General features: G+C 64.2%; 11 protein-coding genes. 8 read left to right on the forward strand and 3 right to left on the reverse strand.

Annotation, left to right across the window (positions count from 1 at the left end):
* Positions 1-76 precede the first annotated feature (76 nt).
* The 3 genes from J2Y63_RS03785 to J2Y63_RS03795 are packed head-to-tail and all read right to left on the reverse strand — an operon-like array spanning position 77 to position 2,854.
* On the reverse strand, positions 77-1,249 hold the full coding sequence (locus J2Y63_RS03785) for a patatin-like phospholipase family protein (protein WP_435265037.1): 1,173 nt from the start codon (positions 1,247-1,249) through the stop codon (positions 77-79).
* Positions 1,250-1,260: 11 nt separating this feature from the next.
* Positions 1,261-2,004 carry an acetoacetate decarboxylase gene (locus tag J2Y63_RS03790; RefSeq protein WP_435264995.1) on the reverse strand — a complete coding sequence of 248 codons (744 nt, stop codon included), beginning with the start codon at positions 2,002-2,004 and terminating at the stop codon, positions 1,261-1,263.
* Positions 2,005-2,047: 43 nt separating this feature from the next.
* Positions 2,048-2,854 (reverse strand): 3-hydroxybutyrate dehydrogenase, encoded by an 807-nt coding sequence (locus tag J2Y63_RS03795; protein ID WP_435264996.1) that lies wholly within the window; start codon positions 2,852-2,854, stop codon positions 2,048-2,050.
* A 293-nt stretch (positions 2,855-3,147) separates the two neighbouring features.
* Here J2Y63_RS03795 and pstS point away from each other — a divergent pair, with 293 nt between their 5' ends.
* The 8 genes from pstS (at position 3,148) to J2Y63_RS03835 (ending at position 15,228) form a co-directional block, all read left to right on the forward strand.
* Positions 3,148-4,224 (forward strand): phosphate ABC transporter substrate-binding protein PstS, encoded by a 1,077-nt coding sequence (gene pstS, locus J2Y63_RS03800; protein ID WP_435264997.1) that lies wholly within the window; start codon positions 3,148-3,150, stop codon positions 4,222-4,224.
* A gap of 43 nt (positions 4,225-4,267) precedes the next feature.
* Complete coding sequence (locus J2Y63_RS03805; RefSeq protein ID WP_435264998.1) at positions 4,268-5,998, forward strand: Na/Pi cotransporter family protein; 1,731 nt, start codon at positions 4,268-4,270, stop codon at positions 5,996-5,998.
* Between the two features lie 122 nt (positions 5,999-6,120).
* On the forward strand, positions 6,121-7,578 hold the full coding sequence (locus J2Y63_RS03810; RefSeq protein ID WP_435264999.1) for a CHAD domain-containing protein: 1,458 nt from the start codon (positions 6,121-6,123) through the stop codon (positions 7,576-7,578).
* Positions 7,579-7,610: 32 nt separating this feature from the next.
* A complete protein-coding gene (locus J2Y63_RS03815) occupies positions 7,611-8,576 on the forward strand; it encodes a magnesium and cobalt transport protein CorA (protein ID WP_435265000.1) in 966 nt (321 codons plus the stop codon).
* Between the two features lie 66 nt (positions 8,577-8,642).
* Entirely contained in the window at positions 8,643-9,620 is a 978-nt protein-coding gene (locus tag J2Y63_RS03820; protein WP_435265001.1) for an ABC transporter substrate-binding protein, read from the forward strand.
* 19 nt (positions 9,621-9,639) lie between these two features.
* Positions 9,640-11,334, forward strand: a complete 1,695-nt coding sequence (locus tag J2Y63_RS03825) for an ABC transporter permease (protein ID WP_435265002.1) — start codon at positions 9,640-9,642, stop codon at positions 11,332-11,334.
* Positions 11,322-12,347, forward strand: coding sequence for an ABC transporter ATP-binding protein (locus J2Y63_RS03830; RefSeq protein ID WP_435265003.1), 1,026 nt, complete (start codon positions 11,322-11,324; stop codon positions 12,345-12,347). The genes J2Y63_RS03825 and J2Y63_RS03830 overlap by 13 nt, the downstream gene beginning before the upstream one ends.
* Positions 12,348-12,540: 193 nt before the next feature.
* Entirely contained in the window at positions 12,541-15,228 is a 2,688-nt protein-coding gene (locus tag J2Y63_RS03835) for an ATP-binding protein (RefSeq protein ID WP_435265038.1), read from the forward strand.
* Positions 15,229-15,246: the final 18 nt, after the last annotated feature.

The following is a 15,246-nucleotide window of genomic DNA, read 5'->3' on the forward strand; positions in this document are numbered from 1 at the left end:
GATGACCGTATAATATTAAGTCTGTGACAGTGAAATCTTGAGTTTTATTTTATCGCAATAGTATTTCCGGTATGGATCAGCTTGGGTCGTCCCGATGCACATCATGCACGGTCATGCCGACGGATTCCGGCGGTTTTTCCAGCCAGCGGCGGTGTTTCAGGGTCTTGCGCGTGTCCTGGTAGCCGGAATCCCAGTGTTCGCGCATCGAGGTGCCGGAGAATTCGTAGTCCTTGGCATCGCTTTCGTAGATCTTCTGCTGGTAGATCAGGTGCACGATGTTGATCTGCGGCACATCCTCCATGGCGGTGAGGAACTCCCGGTCCGCATCCGTCAACGCTTCCGGCGGCACACGCAGCAGCGCCTGGTGCAATTTCAGGCGCAGATTGTGGATGCGCCGGAACGTGTCCGTGTTGTTGCGGGTGCGGCTGGAATACATGATGTCCTTGTGCCGGGCGAGCACATCCGCCATGTCGCGGGGCAGGATGCCGCGCGCGCTGAACAGGTCGACCTGGAAGACCAGCGTGTCGCGCACGTCCTCCTGTTCGAGCAGGTATTGCAGTGGCGTGTTGGAGACGATGCCGCCGTCCCAGTAATATTCGTTCTCGATGAGGACCGCGGGGAAGGCTGGCGGAAGCGCGCCCGAAGCCATCACGTGCTCGGCCCCGAGCACTTCGATGTGGCTGTCGAAATAGCGGTAGTTGCCGGTCTGCACATTGACCGCGCCGACGCTGAGCCGCTGGCGGCGATCGTTCAGCACATCCCAGTTGATCAGGCGGTCGAGCGTCGACTTGAGTTCTGCCGTGTCGTAGAAACTGGTCGCCGTGGAGGCGCCGGGCGGCTGGAACCACGGGTTGATGCGGTGCGGCGCGAAGAAGCCGGGAAGGCCCGACGTCATCGTCATCATGGCGCTTGCCTGGTTGCGTAGCTTGCGGAAGACGTCACCTTCCGGCGTGAAGTGCCATACCTTGCGGGCGGAGATCGTCTCCCAGAAGTCGCGCAGCCGGTCGAGCCGGTTGCCCTTGGTGTTGCCGGCGATGATCGCGGCATTCACGGCGCCGATCGAGACGCCGGACAGCCAATTCGCCTCGATGCCGGCTTCGTCGAGCGCCTGGAACACGCCAGCCTGGTAGGCACCGAGCGCGCCGCCGCCCTGGAAGACGAGGCCGACCGCCGGATAGCCGCCGACGATGTCGGCGATATCCGGCGTTTCGGATTTGCGCTTGGGCTGCAACCTGACCTGTTCGTCCATAATCGTGTCCTTCACTCCGGTTCGCCCATGTAATCATGCACCACTTCGCCAAGCCCCAGCGTGAGGTCGGCGACAAAATGCACGGCCGAGACGATCTCCAGCACCGGCAGGCGGGCGACATCGGCAATGACGTGGCGGAAGAGTTGCAGATCGGCCGGGCCGGTCCAAGCACCCTTCACGGTGATGTCTTCGAGATGATAGCGCACCAGCTCGCAGATGCGTGGGCTCGCGTCGACATGCGGGATGATCTTGACGAGGAAATTCGGCTTGGCAAGCGAATGGGCGATCTCATCGGCATCCACCGAGCGGTGCTTGTAGCCCATGGACGCGCTGGCGCAGAGCACGGAGCCGTAATGCAGGGTGCCGACGATCACCTCGCCCTCATGCACGAGCTTCGGAAAAGCGAGCTTCTTCGGAAAACCCCAGATCTCGCGTCCGCCGGCAATCGGCGCGTCGTCGTCGAGATACATGGCGTGCACATAGACGCCTTCTTCACCCTCGAAGCGGACGGGGATCACCTGTCCGGATTCCGTGTAGTCGCCGAAACCGGTCGAGTCCGGCATCTTGATGAACTCGTATTTGACGATCGGATCGACGATTTCCAGCGGCTCCGGCACCACGGCGCGCAGCGCTTCCGGGTCCGTGCGGTAGCTGATGATGACATATTCCCGGTCAATGAAGCGGTAAGGCCCCGGCGGATAGGCAGGGTTGGTCAGCGGCATGGCATAGGCGTTGCGAACGTCTTCGGCTTTCATCTTTTCCGTTCCTGATCGTGAGTAATCCGGCTTGCCGGTCGTATCAATGGGCCGTCCAGCCGCCATCGAGGGAGAGGATCGCGCCGGTCATCGAGGCCGCCTCGGCGCTCGTCAGGAACAGCGCGAGGCCCGCAACCTGCTCAACCGTCACGAACTCCTTCGTCGGTTGCGCTTCGAGCAGCACGTCGTGGATGACCTGCTCCTTGGTCAGGTCGCGCGCCGCCATCGTATCGGGGATCTGCTTTTCGACGAGCGGCGTCCAGACATAACCGGGGCAGATGGCGTTGACGGTGACGCCGTTGGTGGCGGCTTCGAGCGCCACGGTCTTGGTGAGGCCGGCAATGCCGTGTTTGGCCGCGACATAGGCGGATTTGTAGGGCGAGGCGACGAGCGCGTGGGCGGAGGCGATGTTGATGATGCGGCCGTAGCCGCGCTCTTTCATTGCCGGAAGGGCTGCCTTGATCGAGTGGAAGGCGGCGATCAGGTTGATCTGGATGATCGCCTGCCATTTCTCGTCCGGAAAATCCTCGATGGGGGCGACATGCTGGATGCCCGCATTGTTGACGAGGATGTCGCAGCTGCCGAAGGTTTCGAGCGCCAGCGCGACCATTTCGGCGATCTCGGCGCCGGAAAGCATGTTGGCCGGGGAATAGACGCAGCGCACGCCAAAGTCCGCTTCGATCGCTACGCGTTCCGCCTCGATGGCGCCCGCATCGCCGAGCCCGTTGATGACGACATTGGCACCGGCCGCTGCAAAGCGGCGGGCGATGGCGAGGCCAATGCCGCTCGTGGAGCCGGTGACGATGGCGGTTCGGGTGTCGAGGGCTTTCGGCTGTGTCGCGTCGTTCATCGGGTTCTCCATCGTCGCGTGGGAGCAGGTCCGCTCTTGCTGCGTGGTTTTGGATCACACCGACATTTCACTGAGATGACAGCGGGTTTTTCGGCAATTGTGACGGAGATTTCCCAATGCCGCCAATATTGTCATCCGCGCGTCAAGCAAGGTTACTAGTAAAGAAATGTCGAATACGCCGACGATAATTTGACGTCTTGATCTTTAGCGCGTTTCCGCGCCCGGCAGTCTGCAAGGACCTGCCGGGGCAGCAACGCTTTGTCTTGGTAGTGCGTATTCATGAGGGGCGATTCATGAGGAATTTTCTCAGGCCTCCCGCCTGTAATGCCTGGTGCAGGATCGGGTTTCTACTCGGCGCCTTCACGCTTTTTTCCGCAAACGCCCAAGCCGAACCGATCCGCGGCGCCGGCTCCACCTTTGCAGCACCGATCATCCATCTCTGGTCGCGCGACTATGAGGCACTCCGTACGGACGGCGGCGAATTCACCTCGCCGGACTGGCGCGTCGATTACGAGCCGGTCGGTTCGCTTGCGGGCGTTATGCGCCTCGACCAGCCGGAGACGGATTTTGCCGCGACCGATGCACCTTTGACGGCGGAGGAACTGGCGAAGCGGGGGCTCGCGCAGTTCCCGGTCGTCATGGGCGGCATCGTCGTCGTCGCAAACCTGGACAATGTCGGGGCAGGGGAACTGCGCCTCACCGGTCCGGTCATCGCCGATATCTATCTCGGCAAGGTCACCAAATGGTCCGATCCGGCCATCAAGGCGATCAACCCCGATCTTGCGCTTCCGGATGCGACGATCGAGGTGCTGCGCCGCGAGGACGGTTCCGGCTCGACCTTCACCTTCACGAGCTTCCTGTCCAAGGTCAGCCCGGAATGGAAGGAAAAGGTCGGCGCCGACACGCTCGTCAAATGGCCGATGGGCCGTGGCGAGAAGGGCACCGGCGGTCTGGCAAGCCTGACCACGGCGACGAAGAACAGCATCTCCTATCTCGAATATGGCCAGGTTGTCCGCCTCGGTCTTCCCTTCGCAGCCCTCCAAAACCAGTCCGGCGCCTTCATCCGCCCGGCACCGGAAGCCTTCGAGGCGGGCCTTGCGACGGTCGCCTGGGATGGCGCGAAAGGCTTTTCGGCCGACACGACCAATCTCGCGGGTGAAAAAGCCTATCCGATGGCAGTGGTGACCTATGCGGTCGTGCCGAAGGATCGCGGCGAGGGACGCATCAACCGGGTGCTCGATCTCTTCCGCGTCGCCTTTAGCCGCGGTGCGGACGAGGCGAGCGCGCTCGGCTACATCCCCGTGCCGTCAGCACTGGCCGGCCAGATCGAAGCGTACTGGACCGCGAACCTGGGCGCCGTGAACAACTAGGCCCCGGCACGCCGTATTTGCTCCAATAGAAACGAGTATTCCCATGGAAATAGATATCTTCAAGGACGTTCTTGTGCCGGTCATCGGCGGGTTGGGCATCTTCATGCTCGGCCTGGAATTCATGGCCAACGGCATTCAGGCCCTCTCCGTCAATAAAATGCGCGAATTCCTCGCCAAAGCGGCGGGCACCCCGGTCAAGGGTGTGCTCGCCGGCACCTTCATCACCGGCGTCATCCAGTCGTCGACCGCAATGACCGTCATGGTGGTCGGCCTCGTCAATGCCGGGGTGGTGGGCTTGAGACCCGCCATCAGCGTCATCATGGGCGCCAATATCGGCACGACGCTCGGCAACGGCCTTATCGCGCTGCCGCTCGGGCCGCTCGGCCTGATCCTCGGCGGCATCTTCGCGCTGATCTATTGCTTCGCGAAGAACGAGAAGGTGCGCAACATCGCGCTCGCCTGCATGGGCTTCGCGCTGATCTTCTACGGCCTCAACCTGATGACCGGCGGCCTGCGTCCGCTGCGCAACCTGCCCGAGGTCATGGAACTCCTGCAGACCCTGAAGGCCGACTCCTACTTCAACCTCATCAAGTGCGTGCTGATCGCCGCCGGCGTGACCGCGATGATCCACTCGTCCTCCGCGACGATCGGTATCGTCATGGGCCTCGGTGCTGCCGGTATCCTCGACTGGACGACCGCCGTCGCCTTCTCGCTCGGCGCCGACCTCGGCACGACCATCACCTCATGGATGGCTTCGCTCAACCTCTCCAAGAACGCCAAGCGCGCTGCCTACGCCCACATCTCCTTCAACATCATCGGCGTCTGCATCACCGTTCCCCTGTTCTTCGTCTCCATCGGCATCCTGGAATGGGCCATGCAGTGGTTCGGCGGCGACCCGGCCGTGCCGGTGCTGGTCGACGGCAAGGAAACCTTCCCGCTCGTGCCTGTCGCCGTCGGCCTCTACTCGACCTTCTTCAACCTCTTCAACACGCTTCTCCTTTTCCCCTTCATCGGCGTGTTCGAGCGCGTGCTGTCGCGCGTCGGCCGCACCGACGAAGAGGACATCGAGGATTATTCGACCCCGCGCTTCCTCGATCGCAAGCTCGCCAACGACTTCGCCCAGGCCGTGCCGGCGATCCAGAAGGAAACCGCGCGTCACCTCCAGGCGGGTGCGATGTTCCTCAACATCGCCCGCGGCGACAAGAAGGCGCCGTCCGATCCGGGCGAGCACTATCTCGCGACCGATATCCTCAGCCGCGACATCCGCCTCTACACGTCGAACCTGATGAAGGAAGACCTGCCCTACGACCAGCTCGACCTTATCGCGAGCCTGATCGAGGAGGCCGACTTCACCGCTGCGCTGACGGAATCGATGCACCAGGTCGCCCGTCGCGTCAGACGTGAAAAGTTCGGCGCCGAAGCCCAGCCGATCGTCGACGCCGCGCTCAACAAGCTCGATGCCACGCTGCGCAGCATCATGCCGGATTACGGCCTGGCCGATCCGCAGATGCCGGCAGGCCATGTCAACCATCCGGCCGTCGAGGAGCTGCGCGCGCGCACCCTCTCGCTCGGTCCGAATGCGGGCGCCGCCGAACGTGGCACGATCCTCGCTCTGCTCGGCTCTATCGAGCGTGCGGAAATCCTGATCCAGCGCATCGATGCCGAACGCAAGTCGGTCAACCGGCAGAGCGTGCTGGCCCGTGCGTCCGTTCGCAAGGAAACCCGCGACCAGTCGATGGGCTCGGGCGGCTTCAGCCCGGTTCCCGCCGAGTGATTTTATGAGGAGGCGCCGCGGCTTTGGGTCGCGGCGCCTCTTGTCTTGCATGGCTTCCGGGTTGATCTTGTCCACGGGTGCGGTAGCTCTTGCGTCGGCCGGTTTAGTCTGGAGAACGGCATTTGGGACAGGAAATCGAACTGAAGCTCGATCTTGCGTCGGACGCGGCGGATGATTTTCTGGCATCCGGGCTTCTGCCCGGCGACCCGTTGGTGATCGAACGGCGCGCCGTCTATTTCGATACGCCGGGCGAGGATCTGCGCGCCGCCGGCTTTTCCCTGCGCATTCGCAACGATGCCGAAGGACGCGTGCAGATCGTAAAGGCGGTCGGCGCCAGTGCCGCCAGCCTGTTTGCCCGCCCGAAATGGGAGCAGAAGGTCGAGGGTGACGACCCCGTGCTCGACGACACGACGCCGATCCGCGCCTTCCTCGGCCGGCGCATCGATGCGCTGGAGCCGGCCTTCGAGGTCGCCGTCGAACGGCGCCGCTGGTCGGTGGAGTGGGAGGACGCAAGGATCGAGGTGGCGCTGGATCGCGGCGATATCATTGCCGGCGACCGCCGCACGCCGATCAGCGAAATCGAGTTGGAACTGGTGGAAGGCACGCCGGAAGCGCTGTTTTCCTTCGCCCGCAAGCTTGATGCCGTCGCCCCTGTCCGCCTCGGCGTGCTCAGCAAGGCGGAGCGCGGCTACCGGCTGCTCGCCCCCGCGGCGCGTTCCGTCAAATCCCAGCCCATTGCGCTCACCGTCGACATGACCGTTCCCGGCATCTTCCGGGTGATTGCCGATGCGTGCCTGCGCCAATTCCGCTTGAACGAGATGCTGCTCGATATCCGCGGCGAGGAGGCCGTGCACCAGGCGCGTATCGCGCTACGCCGGCTGCGCTCGGCGCTTTCGGTGTTCAAGGCGGTGCTGGAGGACGAGGCTTTTGCGCATCTTAAGGAAGAGCTGAAATGGCTCGCCGGCCTTCTCGGCGAGGTGCGGGACATCGACGTGCTGATTGCCCGCTGCAAGGACGACGCGCTTGGCGAAAGACTGGCGCAGGCCCGCCAACGCGCCTTCGACGAGGCGATCCAAGCGCTCGCTTCCGAGCGTGCGCGAAAACTGATGCTGGATTTCTCCTATTGGCTTGCCTGCGGCGATTGGCTCAGCCTTGCCCATACGCGTGAAATCCGCGAGCGGCCGGTCGGCGACTTTGCCGCCGGCGCGCTCGATCGGCTGCGCCGGAAGGTCAAGAAGGGCGGCCGCGATCTCGTCGATCTCGACGACGAGGCTCGCCATGAGGTGAGGAAGGACGCCAAGAAATTGCGCTATGCCACCGAATTCTTCGCCTCGCTGTTCGACCGCAAGCGCCAGAAGCGCCGCCATGGCCGCTTCCTCGCTGCGCTGGAAGGGCTTCAGGACCAACTCGGCACGCTGAACGATGCGGCCGCGATGCCGGAGGTGCTGGCACGGCTCGGCTTCGATGGCGATGCGGCGACGGCCTTTCTCTCCAATGCCATCGAAAACAGGCAGGCCGTGATCAAGGCGGCGGCGGATGCGCATGACGCGCTCATCGACACCAAGCGTTTCTGGCGCTAAAGCCGCAGTCTTTCTGCCCGCAAGGAGCCCCCATGACCGTCGTTGCCTCCTATCTCTACCGCGACGGACGGCGCTTGCAGGAAGTCCCGCTCGAAACCGTCGCGATACCGACGGAGAAGACCGACTTCATCTGGATCGGCCTGCACGAGCCGACGGTCGAGGAACTCTCCGTGCTGAAAGAGCGGTTCGGCCTGCACGAGCTGTCGGTCAGTGATGCGCTGAACCCGTTGCAGACCCCGAAAGTCAGCGCCTATGACGACCAGATCTTCGTGCTGACCCAGACCGCGAAGCTTGACAGCGACCGCATCACCTATGGTCGCACGGCGATCTTCGTCGGTGACCGCTACATCATCACCGTTCGCCACGGTTCGGAGCGCGGGCATGGCGAGTTGCGCGGCCGGCTGGAGACTTCGCCGCACACGCTGCGCCACGGCACCGACTATATTCTGCATGCCATCATCGATTTCGTCGTCGATGGCTATCTGCCGATCGTGCGCACGATCGAGGATTCCGTGCTCGACATGGAACGCAAGATGCTGGATTCCTTCCTCGATCGCGCCCAGATCAAGCGCATCTTTCGGCTGCGCCGCGAGGTCATCCTGTTCCAGCGCGTGCTGGATGCCATGCTGGACCTCTGCGGCAAGCTGGTGCATCTCGACCTGCCATGCCTGGATGTCGAAGCGAAACCCTATTTCCGTGACGCGCTGCAGCACATGCATCGCGTCGAGCAGATGGTGGGCGGCCTGCGCGACGTCATCACCTCGGTCTTCGAGGCAAGCAACCTCTTGGAACAGCAGCGCCAGGGGGTCATCACCCGCCAGCTCGCCTCCTGGGCCGCAATCCTCGCCGTACCGACGGCGATCGCGGGTCTTTACGGCATGAATTTCGACAATATGCCGGAGTTGAAGACCGAATACGGCTATTTCGTCGTGCTCGGGGTCATCACCGTCTTCTGCGTGGGGCTCTACTGGCGGTTCAAGCGCGCCAAGTGGCTGTAGGAGTGTCACACAGGTGTCAAGCGAGGGGGGTAGGGAGCGATGACTTTCCCGGAAGGATGCTCCCCCATGAAAAATCTCGTTTCCGCCGTCGCCCTCCTCGCAGTTGGCTTTGCCGCCCTCCCGGCCTCTGCCGCAAACCTCGTGCTCTATACCAGCCAGCCGAACGAGGACGCGCAGGCGACCGTCGACGGCTTCATGGCCGCCAATCCCGACATCAAGGTGGATTGGGTGCGCGACGGCACGCCGAAGATCATGGCAAAACTCCAGGCCGAGATCGCGGCCGGCAACCCGGTTGCCGACGTGCTGCTGATCGCCGACACCGTCACGCTCGAGCGCCTCAAGCATGACGGCAAGCTGCTCGCCTACAAATCGCCGGAAGCCGCGAACTACGACGCCGCCCTTTACGACAAGGACGGCCACTACTATTCGACCAAGCTGATCACCACCGGCATCGTCTACAACACGTCGGCCGGCCTCAAGCCTGCAAGCTGGCAGGACCTCGCCAAGCCAGAAGCCAAGGGCCTCGTCACCATGCCGAGCCCGCTGACCTCGGGCGCCGCCCTCATCCACGCCCAAACGCTGACGGCCGTCGACGGCCTCGGCTGGGACTACTACAAGGCGCTCGCCGAAAACGGCACGACGGCGGCCGGCGGCAACGGTGCGATCCTCAAGGCCGTCGCCTCGGGCGAAAAGGCCTATGGCATGGTCGTCGATTACATGCCGATCCGCGAGAAGGCGAAGGGCGCGCCGGTCGAGTTCGTCTTCCCGAGCGAAGGCGTTTCCGCCGTCACCGAGCCGGTCGGCATCCTCGCTTCTTCGAAGAACGTCGAGGCCGCCCAGAAGTTCGTCGACTACGTTCTGTCGGTCGAGGGCCAGGAAGGTTTCGTCAAGCTCGGTTACATCCCGGCCCGCAACGGCGTTGCCATGCCGGAAGGCTTTCCGGCGCGTGACACCATCCGCGTGCTGCCGCTCGACGCCGCCACGGCGCTGAAGAACACCGATGCCGACCTGAAGACCTTCTCCGGTTACTTCGGCTCTAACTAAGGCTCGACGCGGCCTTAACATGCACGGTTACGTTCGCCCGGGAAACAGCCAGCCAGCCTGGCTGTTTCCTTTCATCGTCAGCGTGGTTGTCGTCCTCAGCGTGCTGCCGCTCGCCCGCCTTGCCGTGACCGGCATTGCGGCCTTCGCCGATGGCGGGGCCGTCGCGGTGCTGACGGATCGCGCGCTCTGGCAGGCGACCTATTACACGCTGGTGACCGCCGTCTTCGGAACCGTCATCTCGGTCCTGATCGGTTCGCTCTTCGCTTTCCTGCTGACGCTCACCGACATTCCGGCCAAGGGTCCGCTCAGCTTCCTCTTCGTGTTGCCGATGATGATCCCGCCGCAGGTGACGGCGCTTGCCTGGGTGCAGATGTCCGGCCCGTCCAGTCTGCTCTTGAAAGCGCTCGGCATCGCCCCGCCGCTCGGCTCGCCACAGCCGCTTTATTCGCTGGGCGGCATCGCGCTGCTCTACGGCGTGCAGCATGCGCCGCTGGTGTATCTTGCGCTCAGAGCCGGACTGCTCGGCGTGCCGCGCGACGGCATCGAGGCGGCGCGACTTTCCGGTGCCCCAGCCTTGCGCACGTTCCGCGATATCGTGCTGCCGCTGGCGCTGCCCGGCATGATCGCCGGTGCCGCCATCGCCTTCGTGTCCTGCATCGGTAATTTCGGTATTCCGGCGATCCTCGGCATTCCGGCTTCGATCTACACGCTGGCGACACTGATCTTCACCAAGTTCGCCGCCTTCACCGACCGCACCTTCGGCGAGGTCGCCGTGCTCTCCGGCGTCATCGCGCTCATCTCTGTGGCGGGGCTTGCGGTGCAGGAGCGCGCGCTTGGTGGGCGCGACTACCGCATTCTCGGACAGGCGGGCGCCGCGACGAGCTTTCAGGTCGGATGGTGGAAGTTTCTCTTCGTGCCCGTGCTGCTGTTCGTGCTCTTCTTCATGCTCGTCGCACCGTTCTTCGCGCTGCTGGCGGGTGCGCTGGTGCCAGCCTATGGCGTGCCGCTGACACTTGAGACCGTGTCGTTCAACGCCTTCCAGGAAGTGCTGCTGCGCCAGGCGGTGACGCGCACGGCCTTTGCCAATTCGCTCTTCCTCGCCACCGTCACCGCGGTCGGCCTGCTCGGCCTCTCGGTGCTGGCCGGCTACGTGCTGACGCGACGGCGGGATATCTTTGCCCGCATCGTCGCGAGCCTCATCGAAATTCCCTATGCGCTGCCGGGCATCATCGTCGCAGTCGCCTTCATCCTCGTCTTCGCGGCACCCCTGCCGGTTTTCAACGTCACGCTCTACGGCACGATCTGGATCATCCTGCTCGCCTATTTCGCAAGCTTCTTTGCCGTCAGCCTGAAACCCGTGGTGAGCGCCTACCGCCAACTCGATCCCGCGCTGGAAGAGGCTGCGCGGCTTGCCGGGGCCGGCTTCTTCCGGCGGCTGAACGATATTCTAATGCCGCTCGTGGCGCCGGCCGCCGGCGCCTCCGTCATCCTGGTCTTCCTCATTGCCTGCAACGAACTCACGGTCTCGGCCCTTCTCTGGTCTGCCGGCACCCAGACGCTCGGCGTCGTTATCTACAATCTCGATGACAGCGGCGGTTCCGATCTCGCCTCGGCGCTCTCCGTGCTCGTCGTCCTCATGGTCGTCATTATGATGCTGCTGCTCGAATGGCTGGCAAAACGCCTGCCGAAGGGGGTGGTGCCGTGGCGAAGCTGATCCTCAACCATGTCAGCAAGCAGTTCGGCACCGGGAGGCCCGCTGTGAGCGGCCTGTCGCTCGACGTTCGCGAGGGCGGTTTCCTCGCGCTGCTCGGCCCGTCGGGCTGCGGCAAGACGACGGTGCTGCGCATGATCGCCGGTTTCGAGGCCCCGAGCGACGGGGCGATCTTCCTCGGTGAGCGGTTGCTTGCGAATGCCGCACAATCCCTGCCGCCCGAGCGGCGCAATATGGCGATGGTCTTCCAGTCCTACGCGCTTTGGCCGCATATGAGCGTCGCCGACAATGTTGGTTATCCGCTGAAGGTGCGCGGCGTCTCGCGGGAGGTCTATCGCAACCGCATTCGCGAGGCGCTGGATACGGTGCGGCTCACCGACCATGCGGAACGCCGGCCGGCAGAACTTTCCGGCGGCCAGCGGCAGCGGGTGGCGCTGGCGCGCTGCCTCGTCACGGAGCCGGATGTCGTGCTGCTCGACGAGCCGCTCGCCAATCTCGACCGTCACCTGCGCCAGGAGATGGAGGAGACCTTTCGCGAATTCCACCAGCGCTCCGGCGCCACGATGGTCTATGTCACGCACGACCAGAGCGAGGCCATGGCGCTGGCGACCGACGTCGCCGTCATGTCGCAGGGAAAACTACTGCAGGTGGCGCCGCCGGAAGAGATTTACGCCCGCCCCGAAGGCCGCCTCGTCGGCAGCCTGATCGGCCGGGGCGCAGTGCTCTCGCTCAACCTGCCAGACGGCCTGCCGCGAAAGCTAACATGGGATAGCCTGCGCCCGGCCCTCAGGTTCCCCGCACCTGGATTGGCGGCTGATGTCCTCGTACGGCCGGAGGATATTGCGCTTTCGGAGGAGGGCGTCGCGGCCCGGGTGCGCTCCGCGCTGTACGAAGGCGAGCGCTATAGCCTGGTGTTGGAACTCGACGACGGCCAGATTCTGCGCGCCTTCAGCCGCCACCGGCCGCAGGTCGGCGACATCGTGCATGTGACGATCCACTCGGCCTGGCGGCTTTAGCGCTGGCCGGCAGTGCGAAGACGTGAGGCTAATACCACCATGAGAGGCCGACGCGAAGGCGGTTGCAACCGGCTTGCGTTTTTGCCGGCCTTCGCTCAAGTTCCGCATCCGAAGCCATGACGCAGGCGGTGGCATGGCGTCGTGTTTCCGGTATGCGGACGGATGGTGGGAAGTGATCAATGCCGTGAGCGACATGCAATTCGGACCGTTCACGATCGCGCCAGGCCGGCGGGCGCTGCTGCGGGATGGAAAGCTCGTGCCGCTCGGAAGCCGCGCCGCCGATATTCTCATCTTCCTCGCCTCCCATCCGGGTGAACTGAAGACCAATGCGGAGATCGTCCGGCATGTCTGGCCGAACACGTTTGTCGAGGAGGCCAATCTTCGGGTCCATATTTCCGCACTCCGCAAGGCGCTGGACGATACCCAGAAGGAACCGAAGTTCATCACGAACGTGCCGGGGCGGGGGTATACGTTTATCGCCAATCTTGCGTCGCCCGCCTCGCAACCGCCACACCCCGCGCCTGTGTCGGCAGGCCTTCCCGCCGGACCACGGATATTTGGCCGCGAACAGTCGATTGCGCTGATCGCGTCGCAACTCGTGCGCTCCCGCCTGCTGACGATTGTCGGGCCGGGCGGCATCGGCAAATCCACCGTCGCGCGGGCCGTAGCCGCGGGCGAGGGACTGGGGGCGGAGGTCTTGTGGGTCGATCTTTCCGAGGTCGCACAGTCCGGCCTGGTCGCGACGTCAATTGCCTCGGCGCTCGGAATCCTCTCGCGGACCGATGATCTTGCCGGGGATATCGCCCGCCACCTTACTGAGCGCGATATCCTGCTGGTGCTCGATAGCTGCGAGCAGGTGGTCGACGGCGCTGCGGCTCTCGCGGAGGCGATTTTGCGCGGCGCGCCGGCCACCCGCATCCTGGCGACGAGCCGCGAACCGTTGCGGGCGGATGGCGAACGCGTGCACAGGCTGCCGGCACTCGAACTGCCCACCACGACAAGCGGCGCCCGGGAAGCGATGATGTCGCCGGCGGTGCAATTGTTCGTCGAACGCGCCGATGCCTGCCTCGGCAGCTACGAATTGTCCGACGCGGACGCGCGCCATGTCGTCGATATCTGCGCGCGGCTCGACGGCATCGCGCTGGCGATCGAGCTTGCGGCCGGGCGGCTGGAAACGATCAGCATTCCGGGCCTCGCGTCGTCCCTGTCCGACTGTTTTCGCGTGCTGACGCGCGGCCGGCGCACTGCTTTGCCCCGGCACCAGACGCTGCGGGCCACGCTCGACTGGAGCTACACCATCCTGTCGGCGCAGGAAAAGACGGCACTGGCGGAACTCTCGGTCCTGCGCGGCTGGTTTAGCGGCGATGCCGGCATGGCCGTGCTTTCGGGAACCGAGGCGGAGGATCACCTGGCCTCCCTCGTCGCAAAGTCTCTCGTGGCGGCCGATCCTCACGCGATCGGCACGCGCTATCGCCTGCTCGACACGACGCGCATCTATGCAGCCGAGAAGCTTGCGGCAGAAAACGGGACGGACGCGGCGATGGCACGGCTCGCGGCCTATCTTCAGATGCGTTTCGAGCGCGCCGAGCAGGAGCTGTATTCCGCCGCCATGGCGGAGTGGTCGGAGGATTTTGCGTCGCCGATGGCGAACCTGCGCGCCGCGCTCGACTGGGCCTTCTCGCCGACCGGCGATCCGTTGCTTGGCGTTCGGCTGACGGTGGCGAGCCTGCCGCTGTTCTTCCGCCTTTCGCTGCTCGATGAATGCCTGGTGGCCGTCACGCGGGCGATCGCCTATCTCGAAGACCGGCCCGGCCTGGACGAGCGCAGCCGCATGAAGCTCTATGCGGCACTCGGCTGGCCCCAGATGCGCGCCACCGATGCGCCCGAGCATGGCATCGCGGCCTGGTCGACGACGCTCAGGATCGCCGAGGAGATCGGCGATGCCGACCATCAGTTGCGGGCGACCTGGGCATTGTGGGTCGATGCCATCAATCGTGCAGAACCGCGGCTCGGTATGACGTTTGCCGAGAAATTCGGCGCGCTCGCCCACGCATCGGCAGATCCGATGGACGCCATCATCGGCAAGCGGATGCATGGCGCCACGCTCCACTGGCTGGGCCGCCACGGGGAATCCCGCGATGAACTGCGGCAGATGCTGCGCGACTATACGAGTCTACGGGCCGGGCAGCATTCCATCCGCTTTCAGTTCGACCAACGCGTCACCGCCCGCATCATCCTCGCCCGGGCGATGTGGTTGTTGGGAGATGAGGATGGCTCGCTGCGGGAGGTGCAGGAGACCGTCGATTACGCCAGCGATATCCGGCACACGCTTTCGCTCTCCAACGTGCTGGCCGAAGCGGCATGCCCGCTGGCGCTGCTCTCTGGCCGGGATAACCTCGCGACCGGCTACATTGCGTCGTTGCGGGAGCACACCAAGGCGCTGTCGCTGGATGTGTGGCACGCCTATGCCGATTGTTTTGAGGCGGAACTCTTGCTGCGGGCAGGGCAGGCGGAGGAGAGCAGCCGGCAACTCCGCGCGGCAATGTCTACGCTTGAAGGCGCAGGCTTCACCCTGTTCCAGACCTACTTCCAGTCCGTCGCCGCGCTGGCCTTGAGTGAACAGGCCCAGCATTCCGAAGCCGTGCGGCTTGTGGAGACGGCCTTCGAACATTGCCGCCTATCCGGCGAGCGCTGGTGCCTGCCGGAGCTTTTCCGGGTGAAGGCGCGCGTTGCGTTTGCTGCGGGTGGGGAAGGGGCGCTTGCCCGTGCCATGGAAAATCTCGACCTTGCCGCAGCCACGGCCAGCGAGGACGATGCGGTTGCCTGGATGCGCCGCATCGACCGGGATCGGCACGCGCTTGATGCCGTAATCGGCGACTGAGCGGATTTGCACCGATTT

Origin of the sequence: Shinella sp. BE166 (assembly GCF_051201095.1) — a bacterium.
GTDB lineage: Bacteria > Pseudomonadota > Alphaproteobacteria > Rhizobiales > Rhizobiaceae > Shinella > Shinella lacus.

Bases quoted from the DNA above. Each gene is read 5' to 3' on its own strand.
- J2Y63_RS03785 (WP_435265037.1), bottom strand. From the start codon at position 1,249: ATGGACGAACAGGTCAGGTTGCAGCCCAAGCGCAAATCCGAAACGCCG.
- J2Y63_RS03790 (WP_435264995.1), bottom strand. From the start codon at position 2,004: ATGAAAGCCGAAGACGTTCGCAACGCCTATGCCATGCCGCTGACCAAC.
- J2Y63_RS03795 (WP_435264996.1), bottom strand. From the start codon at position 2,854: ATGAACGACGCGACACAGCCGAAAGCCCTCGACACCCGAACCGCCATC.
- pstS (WP_435264997.1), top strand. From the start codon at position 3,148: ATGAGGAATTTTCTCAGGCCTCCCGCCTGTAATGCCTGGTGCAGGATC.
- J2Y63_RS03805 (WP_435264998.1), top strand. From the start codon at position 4,268: ATGGAAATAGATATCTTCAAGGACGTTCTTGTGCCGGTCATCGGCGGG.
- J2Y63_RS03815 (WP_435265000.1), top strand. From the start codon at position 7,611: ATGACCGTCGTTGCCTCCTATCTCTACCGCGACGGACGGCGCTTGCAG.
- J2Y63_RS03820 (WP_435265001.1), top strand. From the start codon at position 8,643: ATGAAAAATCTCGTTTCCGCCGTCGCCCTCCTCGCAGTTGGCTTTGCC.
- J2Y63_RS03825 (WP_435265002.1), top strand. From the start codon at position 9,640: ATGCACGGTTACGTTCGCCCGGGAAACAGCCAGCCAGCCTGGCTGTTT.
- J2Y63_RS03835 (WP_435265038.1), top strand. From the start codon at position 12,541: ATGCAATTCGGACCGTTCACGATCGCGCCAGGCCGGCGGGCGCTGCTG.